Raw genomic sequence first — 13,047 nt, forward strand, 5'->3', positions numbered from 1 at the left:
GCGGTGCGCCGCGCATTCAGCCTTCTTAGAAAGGGATCCCCATGATTACCATCAAGGCTCCAAAAGACTTCTGCGCCGGGTTGTCTTTCATTCTCATCAGCGGCGTGTTTCTGTACGTGGCGCAGGACTACCCGCGCGGCAGCGCCCTGCAGATGGGCCCGGCCTACTTCCCCACGGCCCTCGCCGGCCTGCTGTTCCTGATCGGCTGTGCCGTGCTGCTGCGCTCCCTCGTCATCGCAGGCGAACGCGTCGGCGCACTGGCCAAACGCGAGATGGTCCTGATCCTCGGCGCGCTTGTCGTCTTCGGCGCACTGATCAACACCGCCGGGCTGATCGCCTCCTGTGCGGCACTGCTGGTCATCGGCTCGCTGGCCAGCGGCGAGTTCCGCTGGCGCGAGGTGGCCGTCTTCATCGTCGCGCTGACCACCGCGGCCATCCTGATTTTCTATTACGCGCTGGGACTGCCGTTCAAACTGGGGCCCTGGTCATGATGGATGCCACGCTTCTCGATAACCTGCTGCTCGGACTGAGCACCGCCGTCAGCCTGTCGAACCTGTTCTACGCGTTCGCCGGTTGCCTGCTGGGCACCCTGATCGGCGTGCTGCCGGGCCTCGGGCCGCTGGCGACGATCGCGATCCTGCTGCCGATCACCTTCAACCTCGATCCGACCTCGGCCCTGATCATGCTGGCCGGGATCTACTACGGCGCGCAGTACGGCGGCTCGACCACGTCGATCCTGATGAACCTGCCGGGCGAGTCGTCGTCGGTCGTGACCTGCCTGGACGGCTACCAGATGGCCCGCCAGGGCCGCGCCGGTCCGGCCTTGGCCATCGCCGCGCTGGGCTCCTTTTTTGCCGGCTGCGTGGGCACGCTCATCATCGCCCTGTTCGGTCCGCCGCTCGCCGAGATCGCCCTGAAGTTCCAGGCCCCCGAGAACTTCTCGCTGATGGTGATGGGGCTGGTCATGGCCGTGGTCCTGGCGCATGGCGACCTGCTCAAGACCATCGCCATGGTGCTGATCGGCCTGCTGTTCGGCCTGGTGGGCACCGACGTCAACTCCGGCGCGGAACGCTTTACGCTGGGCGTGCCGCAACTCGTCGACGGCATCGAAATGGTCGGCGTGGCCCTCGGCCTGTTCGGCATCTCGGAGATCATCAACAACCTCCATATCAAGGAACAGCGCGAGGCCCTCGACCGCAAGATCACGCACTTCATGCCCACCCGGGAAGACATGCGCCGCTCCTGGAAACCGGTGCTGCGCGGCACCGCGATCGGCTCGGTGTTCGGCATCCTGCCCGGCTCGCACGCCATCATTTCCTCCTTTGCCTCGTACACGGTGGAAAAGCGGCTGTCGAAGCATCCCGAGAAATTCGGCACCGGCATGATCGAAGGCGTGGCCGGGCCCGAGGCCGCCAACAATGCGGCGGCGCAGACCTACTTCATTCCGATGCTGACGCTGGGCATTCCCACGGGTGCGGTCATGGCGCTGATGCTCGGCGCCATGACCATGCAGGGCATCGTCCCCGGGCCGCAGGTCATGAGCCAGAAGCCGGAACTGTTCTGGGGCCTGATCGTGTCGATGTGGATCGGCAACGCGATGCTGGTCGTCCTGAACCTGCCGCTCGTCGGCATCTGGGTCAAGCTGCTGACGATTCCGTACCGCCTGCTGTTCCCGGCCATCCTGCTGTTTGCCTGCATCGGCTCGTACTCGGCCAACAACAGCGCGGTCGATATCTACCTGTGTGCGCTGTTCGGCCTGATGGGCTACCTGTTCATCAAGTTCGGCTGCGAACTCGCGCCGCTGCTGCTCGGCTTCGTGCTGGGGCCGATGATGGAAGAGAACCTGCGCCGCGCGCTGTTCATTTCGGAGGGTGATCCCAGCGTGCTGATCCAGCGCCCGATCAGCGCCAGCATGCTGGCCATCTCGGCGGCCGCCCTGGTGCTCGTGGTGCTGCCGGCCGTGCGCAGGAAACGGAGCGAGGTGCTGGTGGCGAGCGACTAGCGCCACGGGTCGAGGGGCGCGTCATGCAACCCGCGGATCCACGCAGCCGCCGGGCCATGACGCGACGAGGCGCTGCGCTCACGACGGGGTGCATTGGCGGGTTTTCATGCCAGCGCACCGAGCCGATCTGTGTCATCCTGCTCCGCAGCCGCCAGGCCTGACACGGAGAACATTGCATGAGCCGCAGTCGCCGCAAACTGCCGATTTTCGGCTTTACCACCGCCCGCTCGGAAGCCGGTGACAAGCGGCTGTGGCACAAGCGCTGGCGCTCACGGCAGCGCGATCAGCTGGCGACCTTGCGCCCCGACGATGATCCCATCCCGGTCCAGCACCGGGCCGTCTCGGACACCTGGGATATGGCCAAGGACGGCAAATCCTGGTTCGCCCCGCGCCGCCAGCGCGCCGCAGCGGAACGCTTTGCCGACCGCCGCGGCGAATCGCCGCCGGAGCGCAAGGCACTGAAGGCGAGGCTCCTCGCCAAGTGGCGCTCGAAATAGAACCTTCAATCCGGGCGACACCGGGACATGCTGGCGCGAATCGGCGGGTCCGGTCGGGATCGAACCAGCAATCCCTGCATTGAAACGGCAGCGGACCGAGCCCGAACCGCTGCCGCGGCACGACCTTGCGCTGAGCGCAGGCTACAGGTGGAAGTCCCCTGCGGCTTCCGGCTGGTAAAGCACCTTTTCAATCCCGATCCGGCGCGTCCGGCCCGAAATGCGCCAGTCGATGGCATCGCCCTCCTGGTAGCCCAGGATGGCCGCGCCAACGTCGGAGCACACCGAAAGCTTCCCGGCACTGCCGTCCGCGTCTTGGGGGTAGACCAGGGCCACCTCCATTTCTTCGTCGTCCAGATGCAGCAAGGCCCGGGAGTTCATCGTGACGACATTCCGCACCACCTGCTGAGGCTTGACGACAATGGCGCGCTCGATCTCGTGTTCGAGCTCGACCACAGCCGGGCCCTGCTCGATCTCGATCAGGCTCTTGAGCCGGGCCTTGTCGATTTCAGTGATGTAGATATCCGTCGAGTCGCCCATCGCATTTTCGCGCAAGAGCCGGAGATAGCGCCCGGACGTCATGGAAAATGACTTCAGCGTCGGCGTGTCGCTTTCAGGAAGAAAGCCGCAGCGCCGAAAGGTGTTCAGCGAGCGTACGTTGTCCGGATGGATCTTGGCGATGAGCTTCTCGGCCCGCATGTCGAGGAAGGCGAGCTTCATGCCTTCGCGGATGGTGCTGGCACCGAGCTTGCGGCCCCAGTTGTCGCGGTCGCCAATCACCAGAACAATCTCGCAGTCCGGGCCCGTCTTGACGAGACGGACGAAACCTACCGGCGCGTCATGCCGGTCGTAGGCCATGAAGAAGCGCCCGCCCTGGTTGAACAGATGGGTCAGGATCGGCAACTGCACCCGGCCGATGACCTGCTCGATGAACCTGGAAACATGACGCGAATCACTCAGATAGCAAGTGATCTCCTCATCCTTCAACCAGTCCATCAGAGTCAGTGCGTGTGCCCGCGTAATCTCTGGACACAGCGAAATGAAAGGCTTGTTCATCTTCACCACGTTTGGTTGTAATAAAGGATGAAAGCCCTTCATGGCTACGGCCATGACGGTTCTTTCGATGAAACGCTCATTTTAAGGCAGCACGCGATTCGGTGCGCTCAATGCTCCGTGGCGACCTTTGCTGCACCTGTCGTGCTGGCCATTCCGCCGGACCTTGGCCTGATAGACAGCTGAGACGGCTACGCCGTGGCACCTGCGTCTGGCGATCGCGCGCTTGTCCCGAGGTTGCCGCTCAACGAGAGCGCAGAACGAGGGGATGGCCTACCAGCGCTTCGGGGAAGTACCTAAACCATTGATTCTACAGATGATTGGCGCGCCCGGCTGGGATCGAACCAGCAACCCCTGCCTTCGGAGGGCAGTACTCTATCCATTGAGCTACGGGCGCCGCGGGAGGTGCAGTGCGGCGGGCGGATGCCGCCGCGAAAAGAGTCGCACAGCTTACTCTGTTTGGCCGTTTTCGTCCATCTTCATCCATTTTGGCGGCGCGTTTCGGGCATTCTGGTCGGCAAGGATTCGCTTTTTGGCGGGTGGCGATAGATGGCATGGCCGGCGACCCGGGCCATCCGCACGGCGCAAAACCTTGCCGCGAGCGCCAAATCGGCAGGCTTTGCGGATATAATTGCAAGTTATTTGCGCGCAGACCGGCCGGCCATGAGAATTCAAAGCCGCTTGGCAAGCTCCCGGAGGGCCTGCGTGTCAGGCCGGAATGTCCCCTCCGGCGCCGGTTTATCCAAAATTGAGAGTTCAGCATGAGCGACGCCCACGACGAGCACGAGTCACTTATCAAGACCCCGAAGCAGTTGATTGTTGCGGTGGTTGCGGCATTCCTGGTGCCGATTTTCATCATCGCCCTGTTGGTGAACTATGTCGGCAACACGCCGACGCAGTCGAGCGGCTCGACCGATGAGGAGCGTGCCGAGGCTGTCGCCAAGCGGATCCACCCGGTTGCCACGCTGTCGCTGAAGGACCCGAGCGCGCCGCGCGTGTTCAAGACCGGCGAACAGGTTTACACCGAGCTGTGCGTGGCCTGCCACGCCACCGGCGCAGCTGGTGCGCCGAAGTTTGGCGCCGCCGGCGACTGGTCGGCCCGCCTGGGCCAGGGCCTGGATGGCCTGCTGAAGTCGGTGCTGCACGGCAAGGGCGCGATGGCCGCCCGCGCTGGTTCGTCGCCTGACGACTACTCCGATTACGAACTGGCCCGCGCCGTGGTGCACCTGGCGAACTCCGCCGGTGGCAAGCTGACGGAACCGGCCGCCCCGGCGCAAGCCGCACCGCAGGCAGCAGCCGAAGGCTCGGCAGCTCCCGCTGCTGCAGCGCCTGCCGCCGCACCGGCCGCGCCCGCTCCTGCCGCCGCCGCTGCGCCGGCTGCCGACCTGGGCAAGAAAGTCTACGAGCAGACCTGTGCAGCATGCCACGCCGCTGGCGTTGCAGGCGCACCGAAGTTTGGCGACAAGGCTGCCTGGGCGCCGCGCCTGGCACAAGGCGCCGATGCACTGCACGCCTCGGTGCTGAAGGGCAAGGGCATCATGCCGCCGAAGGGTGGCTACGCCGGCCCGGACAGCGATGTGGTGGCGGCTTCGGACTACATGATCCAGGCTGCAAAATAAGTCCCTGCGCAAGTCGCACACAAAAAACCCGCGTGACCGCAAGGCACGCGGGTTTTTTGTTGACGGCTCCAGCCTCAGGCTTCGCTGGCGCGCGGCGCGCCGCCGCCCAGCAGGGCCTTGAGATTGGCCAGCCGGTCCTTGGCGCTCATCGCGGGCGTAGCATCGACCGGCGCCACATCCTGCTCGAGTTTCATCTCGGCGATAAAGCGCGACGGTTCGCATGACACGGTCTCGCGCGCCCGCTTGCGCTTCTTGCACCAGCTCACATGCAGGCTGCGCTGCGCGCGCGTGATGCCGACATACATGAGACGGCGCTCCTCCTCGATTTTCTCGTCCGTCAGTTCGTCCTCTTCGCGGGCGTGGGGCAGGATGCCCTCTTCCACGCCAACCAGAAAGACATGCGGATACTCGAGTCCCTTCGAGGCATGCAAGGTGGACAGGCGCACGGCGTCGGGATCTTCCTCGCGGCCTTCGAGCATGCTCATGAGCGCGACCGTCTGCGTCAGTTCCAGCAGGTTCTTGCCCGTGTCGCCCAGCCCGTCGGCGGTATCGAAGCCGGTTGCCTCGGCGTCCGGATCGTCGCTCTCGGGCTTGGTACCCTTGCGTTTGAGCCAGTCGAGGAATTCCAGCACATTGGTCCACTTGCTCTGGGCCTGGCGTTCGTCGTAAGTGTCGTACAGGTAGGCTTCGTAGTGGATGCCTTCCATCAGATCGTCAAGCACCACGGTCGCGGGCTCCTTGCCGGCCCGGTCGGCCAGCCGCACGATCGATTCGCAGAACACGCGCAGCGGCTCCAGCTGGCGCGGCTGCAGGCGGGCTTCGATGCCGCCCATCATGGCTGCCTCGAACAGCGAGACCTTGGCCTGGCCGGCGAAGGTGCCGAGCGTTTCCAGCGTGCTGTTGCCGATGCCGCGACGTGGCGTGGTCACGGCGCGGATGAAGGCGGGATCGTCGTCGGCATTGGCGATCAGGCGCAGGTAGGCGCACAGGTCCTTGATCTCGGCCTTGTCGAAAAAGCTCTGGCCGCCTGACAGCACGTAGGGAATGCGCTCGCGCCGCAGGATCTGCTCGAACAGCCGCGCCTGGAAATTGCCGCGATAAAGAATCGCGTAGTCGCGGAACTGGGCGCGCCGCTCGAACTTGTGCGCGGACAGCCGGAACACCACGCCTTCGGCCTCGTGCTCTTCGTCGTTCATGCCGTGCACGGCCACCGCGTCGCCCATGCCGTGCTCGCTCCACAGCTTCTTGTCGAACAGCTTGGGATTGTTGGCGATGACCTGGTTGGCAGCCGTCAGGATGTTCACCGTAGAACGGTAATTCTGCTCCAGCTTGATGACCTTGAGATTGGGAAAATCGGTTTGCAGCAGGCTCAGGTTCTCCAGCGTGGCACCGCGCCAGCCGTAGATGGCCTGGTCGTCGTCGCCGACCGCGGTAAAGGCAGGCGCGCGCAGGTGCGAGCCACCGGCCAGCAACTTGAGCAACTGGTACTGGCAGGCGTTGGTGTCCTGGTACTCGTCGACGAGGAAATAGCGCAGGCGGTTCTGCCAGCGCAGGCGCACAGTCTCGTCGCGCGCGAACAGCTCGGCCGGCAAGCGGATGAGGTCGTCGAAGTCGACAGCCTGGTAGGCATGCAGCGTGGCCACATAGTTGCGGTAGACGAGCGCCGCCTGGTGCGCATCGGCATCGCCGTTGGCGACGGCCTCGGCGATGGCGTCATCGGGCGTGACGAGACCGTTCTTCCACAGCGAGATGCGCGTCTGCACGCCACGGATCAGCCCCTTGTCGGTGGTCGCCAGCTGCTCCTGGATCAGCCCGAAGCAGTCGTCCGAATCCATGATCGAGAAGCGCGGCTTGAGGCCCACGTGCTCCGCCTCCGCGCGCAGGATCTGCACACCCAGCGAGTGGAAGGTACACACCGTGATCTGCTTGACCGCAATCCGCTTGCCGTCGCGCGTCTTGCCCTCCATCAGCTTGGCAATGCGCTCCTGCATCTCCTTGGCCGCCTTGTTGGTAAACGTGACGGCGGCAATATGGCGCGGCTCGAAACCCTTGTTCTCGATCAGGTGGGCGATCTTCTGCGTAATGACGCGCGTCTTGCCGGAACCGGCCCCGGCCAGAACGAGGCACGGGCCATCGAGATAGTGAACAGCTTCGGATTGGGCGGCATTCAGGCCAGCGGTCATTGCAACATCTGCGGTCGTGGTCGGCGGAGGCCGATGTTAACACGCGTGGCCTGGCCGCTTGGCGAAAAAACAGCCGAATGGAGCCGATGCCGGCTGGAGGATGCGTGCCAAGCGAACCCAGCCGCAGGTAACAGAGGGTAACCGTCGGAACTCCACGACAGCTCCGCTGCTCTCATGTGGGTACCCCCCATGGAGACGATCATGAAAACATTTGCGAAAGCTGCTGCAGTCCTCCTGGTCGCCGGAACCTTTGCGGGTTGTTCCGGCATGACCGAAAAGCAACGCAATACCGCTGTTGGCGCCGGTATCGGTGCAGTCGGCGGCGCCCTCGTGACGGGTAGCGCAGCCGGTACCCTGGGCGGCGCCGCCCTTGGCGGTGTTGTGGGGAATGTGGCGACTGACAAGAAGTAAGTCCCCGCAAACCTGACTCCGCTGGCAGTGGACGCTGCCGGCGGCGTTGTCATTTTCGCAGCCGTCGCGCGCTCCGCGGTCGCTGTTGACCCGTCTGCGCATGCTGCGTGTGATGTCTTCTGCATCACCGTCTCTCACACTGGAATGCCGTCGCGTAGGGCCTGCCGTACCAGCGGTCTGAGCCAGACTGCACGCCGTTTGACAAACCCCAGCCACTCCCGTACATTTCGCCCATCCGGCCAGGAGAGCGCGTCCAACGCACAACGGACGCCGCCGAAGGGGATCACCCATAAACTCTCAGGCATCAAGGACTGATCGGATCGAACCTTAACCGGTTCGCACTCTGGAGAGCGGCAGCATCGACTGCCCACCGAAGGGGCCCCAGACCGCGCAGCGTGTCCACCACGCGCCGGCCTGCAATCTCTCAGGTACCGAGGACAGAGGGGTAGCCTTGCATGACTTCGCCCGCAAAGTGCGCGGCGCATGCAGGAATTCCCTTTTGGCTATCGGACTCCTGAGATGACTTCTTCCGCCCCGCTCAAGCACACACCGCTCAACGCCACCCATCGCGCCCTCGGCGCCCGCATGGTCGATTTCGGCGGGTGGGACATGCCGGTCAACTATGGCTCCCAAATCGAAGAGCACCACGCCGTGCGCCAGGACGCCGGCATGTTCGACGTTTCGCACATGTGCGTGGTCGATCTTGAAGGCGCGAATACGCGCGCTTTCCTGCGCCAGCTGGTGGCCAACAATATCGACAAGCTGCAGACCCCGGGCAAGGCGCTCTATTCCTGCATGCTGAATCCGCAGGGCGGCGTGATCGACGACCTGATCATTTATTTCTTCCGCGAAGACTGGTTCCGCGTGGTGGTCAATGCCGGCACCGCCGAGGGCGACCTCGCCTGGATGCGCGAGCAGAATGCCGCCCTGGGTACCGGCGTGACCATCACGCCGCGCCGCGACGACAACGTGCCCGACGGCATCGCGCCGTTCGCCATCATCGCGATCCAGGGCCCGAACGCCCGCGAGAAAGTCTGGGCGGCCTTCCCTGCCACGCGGGCGCCGAGCGAGGCGCTCAAGCCGTTCAACGCAGTCTTCGCGACCGAGCCGGGCATCGGCGAGATCATGGTGGCCCGCACCGGCTATACCGGCGAAGACGGTTTCGAACTGGTACTCCCTGCCAATGCGGCCGAACAGGCCTGGACCGCGCTCAAGGACCAGGGCGTGCGCCCGGCCGGCCTGGGCGCACGCGACACGCTGCGCCTCGAAGCGGGCATGAATCTGTACGGCCAGGACATGGATATCCACGTGTCGCCGCTCAACGCCGGTCTCAGCTGGACGGTGGACCTGCAGAGCGACCGCGACTTCATCGGCAAAGCCGCCCTGCAGGCCCAGGGCCAGACGCAGCAGTTCGTCGGCCTGATCCTGCGCGAGAAAGGCGGCGTGCTGCGCGCCCATCAGGTAGTGGCGACGCCCGCCGGCGATGGCGAGATCACCAGCGGCACGTTCAGCCCGTCGATGCAGCAGTCGATCGCCTTTGCCCGCATCCCGACCGGCATCGCCGTCGGCAGCGACGTGCAGGTTGTCATCCGCGACAAAAAACTGGCGGCCACAGTGGTTAAACTGCCATTTGTGCGCAATGGCAAGGCGCTCGTCAGCTGAACGATTTTTCGAACCGAATCATTTAAACGAACATTCCTCTTTGGAGCACGCATCATGACCCTCCCCGCCAACCTCAAGTACACCGAGTCGCACGAGTGGATCCGCACCGAAGCCGACGGCACGCTGACCATCGGCATTACGGACCACGCGCAGGAAGCGCTCGGTGACATCGTGTTTCTGGAACTGCCGGAAGTGGGCCGCGCCCTCAATGCCGGCGACGCCTGCGCTGTGGTCGAGTCGGTGAAGGCAGCCTCGGACATCTACGCGCCGGTGGCCGGAGAAGTCGTGGCGGTCAACGAAGACGCCGCCGGTTCGCCGGAAAGTGTCAACGCCAACGCTTTCGACGCCTGGCTCTTCAAGCTCAAGCCGGCCAATGCCGACGATGTGAACGGCCTGATGTCGGCTGACGCCTACAAGGCCGCCATCGGCGGCTGACCCCTCCGGCGGGGCCCGCGCCCCGCCTGAAGGCGCCACTGAACGAACCACCGCACGAACGACCGCACCACTGCTGCTGACCGAGGTTTTGCCATGAACGCTCCCTTGCCTGCTTCCGCCACCGGCGCGAACGCCGCACGCCCCACCCTTGCCGAACTGGAGGCGCGCGATGCCTTCACGGCACGCCATATCGGCCCCGATAGCGCCGAGCAGCAGGCCATGCTCGAGACGCTCGGCTACAGCAGCCGCACCGCGCTGATCGACGACGTGGTACCGCCCGCCATCCGCCGTGGCCCGATGCCGCTCGGCGAATTCGCGCAACCGCTGCCGGAACATCTCGCGCTGGCACGCCTGAAAGGCATCGCGCAAAAGAACAAGGTGTTCAAGAGCTTCATCGGCCAGGGTTACTACGGCACGCTGACGCCCGGCGTAATCCTGCGCAACATTTTCGAAAACCCGGCCTGGTATACCGCCTACACCCCGTACCAGCCGGAAATCTCGCAAGGCCGCCTGGAAGCCATCCTGAACTTCCAGCAGATGCTGATGGACCTGACCGGTCTCGACATCGCCAACGCCTCGATGCTCGACGAAGGCACGGCCGCGGCCGAAGCCATGACGCTGCTGCAGCGCGTGGGCAAGAGCAAGTCAAATACCTTCTTCGTGGCCGACGACGTGCTGCCGCAGACGCTCGAAGTGGTGCGTACGCGTGCCGAGCCGCTCGGCATCGACGTGCGCGTCGGCCCCGCTGCGGCCGCAGCCGAGGCGGATGCCTTCGGCGTGCTGCTCCAATATCCGGGCGTGGACGGCACGGTGGCCGACTACCGTGCCATCACCGAAGCCGTGCATGCCAAGGGCGGGCTGGTGATTGCCGCTGCCGACCTGCTGGCGCTGACGCTGCTCACGCCGCCCGGCGAATGGGGTGCGGACGTGGCCATCGGCAATTCGCAGCGCTTCGGCGTGCCGCTCGGCTTTGGCGGCCCGCACGCCGGCTACATGGCGGTGAAGGATGCCTACAAGCGCTCGATGCCCGGCCGCCTGGTCGGCGTGTCGGTCGACTCGCAAGGCAACAGCGCGCTGCGCCTCGCCCTGCAGACGCGCGAGCAGCATATCCGCCGCGAGAAAGCCACCTCGAACATCTGTACCGCCCAGGTGCTGCTGGCCGTGATGGCCTCGATGTACGCCGTGTACCACGGCCCGGCCGGCCTGAAGCGCATTGCGCAGCGCGTGCACCGCCTGACCGCGACGCTCGCGGGCGGCCTCGAGGCGCTCGGCATCAAGCGCGTGAACGCAACGTTCTTCGACACCCTGACGCTGGACACGGGCGCGGCCACGGAAGCAATCCATGCTGCCGCAGCCGCGGCGTCGATCAACCTGCGCCGCGTCAGTGCCACCCAGATCGGCGTATCGCTCGACGAAACCACCTCGCGTGACGATGTCGTCGCGCTGTGGACCCTCTTCGCGCAAGGCAAAGCCGTGCCGGCGTTCGATGCGCAGGAAGCGGCTGCCCAGGACGCCTTCCCGGCCGTACTGGCCCGCCAGTCGGCCTACCTCACGCACCCGGTGTTCAACCGCTACCACGCCGAACATGAGATGCTGCGCTACCTGCGCGCACTCGCCGACAAGGACCTGGCGCTTGACCGCACCATGATCCCGCTCGGCTCGTGCACCATGAAGCTGAATGCCACGAGCGAGATGATTCCGGTGACCTGGCCCGAGTTCTCCAACATCCATCCGTTCGCGCCAGCAGACCAGACCGTGGGCTACCGCGAAATGATCGACCAGCTCGAAGCCATGCTGTGCGCTGCCACCGGCTACGCCGCTGTAAGCCTGCAGCCGAACGCCGGCTCGCAGGGCGAGTACGCGGGCCTGCTGATCATCAGCAAGTACCACCAGAGCCGTGGCGAAGGCCATCGCAACATCTGCCTGATTCCGTCGTCGGCGCACGGTACCAACCCGGCCTCGGCGCAGATGGCCGGCATGCAGGTAGTGGTCACGGCCTGCGACGACAACGGCAACGTCGATCTCGACGACCTGCGCAAGAAGGCCGAGCAGCACAGCGCCAACCTGGCCGCAGTGATGATCACCTACCCGTCGACGCATGGCGTGTTCGAATCGGAAGTCCAGCAGATCTGCGACATCGTGCACCAGCACGGTGGCCAGGTATACGTGGACGGCGCGAACATGAACGCCATGGTCGGCACCGCCGCGCCGGGCCAGTTCGGCGGCGACGTGTCGCACCTGAACCTGCACAAGACCTTCTGCATCCCGCACGGCGGCGGCGGCCCTGGCGTGGGTCCGGTGGCAGTCGGCGCGCATCTCGCCAAGTTCCTGCCGAACCAGCGCAGCGTCGGCTATGCCCGCAGCGCAGACGGCATCAGCGGCGTGTCGGCCGCGCCGTACGGTTCGGCCAGCATCTTGCCGATCTCGTGGATGTACATCGCCATGATGGGCGCCGACGGCCTGACCGCTGCGACGGAAACCGCCATCCTCGCTGCCAACTATGTGGCCAAGCGTCTCGCACCGCACTACCCGGTGCTGTACACGGGCAACAAGGGCCTGGTGGCGCACGAGTGCATTCTCGACCTGCGGCCGCTCAAGGATGCTACCGGCATCAGCAACGAGGACGTCGCCAAGCGCCTGATCGACTACGGCTTCCACGCCCCGACCATGAGCTTCCCGGTGCCGGGCACGCTGATGATCGAACCGACCGAGAGCGAATCGCTGGCCGAGCTGGACCGTTTCATCGACGCGATGATCGCCATCCGCGGCGAGATCGCCAAGGTCGAGAACGGGACCTTCGACCGCGAGGACAACCCGCTGAAGAACGCGCCGCACACGGCACAGATGATCTGCGCCGACGACTGGACGCACAAGTATTCGCGTGAAGAAGCCGCCTATCCGCTGGCCAGCCTACGGGCACGCAAGTACTGGGCGCCGGTCGGACGCGCCGATAACGTGTACGGCGACCGCAACCTGTTCTGCGCCTGCGTGCCGATGTCTGACTACGCCTAAGGCGCGGCGGCAGCGGCCCGGACAACTGGACGGGCCGCTGTGGCATGCCGGTGTTCCCTTTAGCCGTCGTCGACAGCCGTCCGCGGCGGTTTTTTATGGCCGGAACCTGCGTGCACAGGCCAAGTCGTACTATCATTAGAATAAGAAGCACATTTACCATGCAGCCCCATCCGCGC

The 13,047-nt window shown here is 64.9% G+C and carries 10 protein-coding genes, 1 tRNA gene and 2 riboswitches; of the genes, 8 read left to right on the forward strand and 3 right to left on the reverse strand.

Annotated features, from left to right (window positions below; genetic code table 11):
- Positions 1–41 precede the first annotated feature (41 nt).
- The 3 genes from ACQ3C8_RS14485 to ACQ3C8_RS14495 all read left to right on the forward strand — a co-directional run bounded on the left by ACQ3C8_RS14485 (position 42) and on the right by ACQ3C8_RS14495 (position 2,499).
- Entirely contained in the window at positions 42–491 is a 450-nt protein-coding gene (locus tag ACQ3C8_RS14485) for a tripartite tricarboxylate transporter TctB family protein (RefSeq protein ID WP_428851938.1), read from the forward strand.
- The gene (locus ACQ3C8_RS14490; protein ID WP_428851939.1) at positions 488–2,002 is read left to right on the forward strand and encodes a tripartite tricarboxylate transporter permease; all 1,515 of its coding nucleotides are present in this window, start codon (positions 488–490) and stop codon (positions 2,000–2,002) included. The genes ACQ3C8_RS14485 and ACQ3C8_RS14490 overlap by 4 nt, the downstream gene beginning before the upstream one ends.
- 176 nt (positions 2,003–2,178) lie before the next feature.
- The gene (locus ACQ3C8_RS14495; protein ID WP_428851940.1) at positions 2,179–2,499 is read left to right on the forward strand and encodes a hypothetical protein; all 321 of its coding nucleotides are present in this window, start codon (positions 2,179–2,181) and stop codon (positions 2,497–2,499) included.
- 141 nt (positions 2,500–2,640) lie between these two features.
- Here ACQ3C8_RS14495 and ACQ3C8_RS14500 read toward each other — a convergent pair whose 3' ends face one another.
- A complete protein-coding gene (locus ACQ3C8_RS14500; protein WP_428851941.1) occupies positions 2,641–3,606 on the reverse strand; it encodes a GNAT family N-acetyltransferase in 966 nt (321 codons plus the stop codon).
- Positions 3,607–3,870: 264 nt separating this feature from the next.
- A tRNA-Arg gene (locus tag ACQ3C8_RS14505) sits at positions 3,871–3,946 on the reverse strand.
- A gap of 364 nt (positions 3,947–4,310) precedes the next feature.
- On the opposite strand from ACQ3C8_RS14505, the gene ACQ3C8_RS14510 reads away from it, so the two are divergent.
- On the forward strand, positions 4,311–5,168 hold the full coding sequence (locus tag ACQ3C8_RS14510; protein ID WP_428851942.1) for a c-type cytochrome: 858 nt from the start codon (positions 4,311–4,313) through the stop codon (positions 5,166–5,168).
- A gap of 74 nt (positions 5,169–5,242) precedes the next feature.
- Here ACQ3C8_RS14510 and ACQ3C8_RS14515 read toward each other — a convergent pair whose 3' ends face one another.
- Complete coding sequence (locus ACQ3C8_RS14515; RefSeq protein WP_428851943.1) at positions 5,243–7,351, reverse strand: UvrD-helicase domain-containing protein; 2,109 nt, start codon at positions 7,349–7,351, stop codon at positions 5,243–5,245.
- A 201-nt stretch (positions 7,352–7,552) separates the two neighbouring features.
- Between ACQ3C8_RS14515 and ACQ3C8_RS14520 the strand changes: the two genes are divergently transcribed.
- From ACQ3C8_RS14520 to gcvP, 4 genes are all read left to right on the forward strand, one after another.
- Entirely contained in the window at positions 7,553–7,762 is a 210-nt protein-coding gene (locus ACQ3C8_RS14520; RefSeq protein WP_428849618.1) for a glycine zipper 2TM domain-containing protein, read from the forward strand.
- Between the two features lie 230 nt (positions 7,763–7,992).
- Positions 7,993–8,086: riboswitch (glycine riboswitch) on the forward strand.
- Positions 8,087–8,095: 9 nt separating this feature from the next.
- A riboswitch (glycine riboswitch) is annotated at positions 8,096–8,213 on the forward strand.
- A gap of 68 nt (positions 8,214–8,281) precedes the next feature.
- Positions 8,282–9,424: a glycine cleavage system aminomethyltransferase GcvT gene (gene gcvT, locus ACQ3C8_RS14525; RefSeq protein WP_428851944.1), complete on the forward strand. Its 1,143-nt coding sequence runs from the start codon at positions 8,282–8,284 to the stop codon at positions 9,422–9,424.
- A 54-nt stretch (positions 9,425–9,478) separates the two neighbouring features.
- The gene (gcvH, locus tag ACQ3C8_RS14530) at positions 9,479–9,859 is read left to right on the forward strand and encodes a glycine cleavage system protein GcvH (RefSeq protein WP_009522820.1); all 381 of its coding nucleotides are present in this window, start codon (positions 9,479–9,481) and stop codon (positions 9,857–9,859) included.
- 93 nt (positions 9,860–9,952) lie between these two features.
- A complete protein-coding gene (gene gcvP / locus ACQ3C8_RS14535; RefSeq protein WP_428851945.1) occupies positions 9,953–12,871 on the forward strand; it encodes an aminomethyl-transferring glycine dehydrogenase in 2,919 nt (972 codons plus the stop codon).
- Positions 12,872–13,047: the final 176 nt, after the last annotated feature.

This window comes from Imbroritus primus (assembly GCF_964332355.1).
Classification (GTDB): Bacteria; Pseudomonadota; Gammaproteobacteria; order Burkholderiales; family Burkholderiaceae; genus Imbroritus; species Imbroritus primus.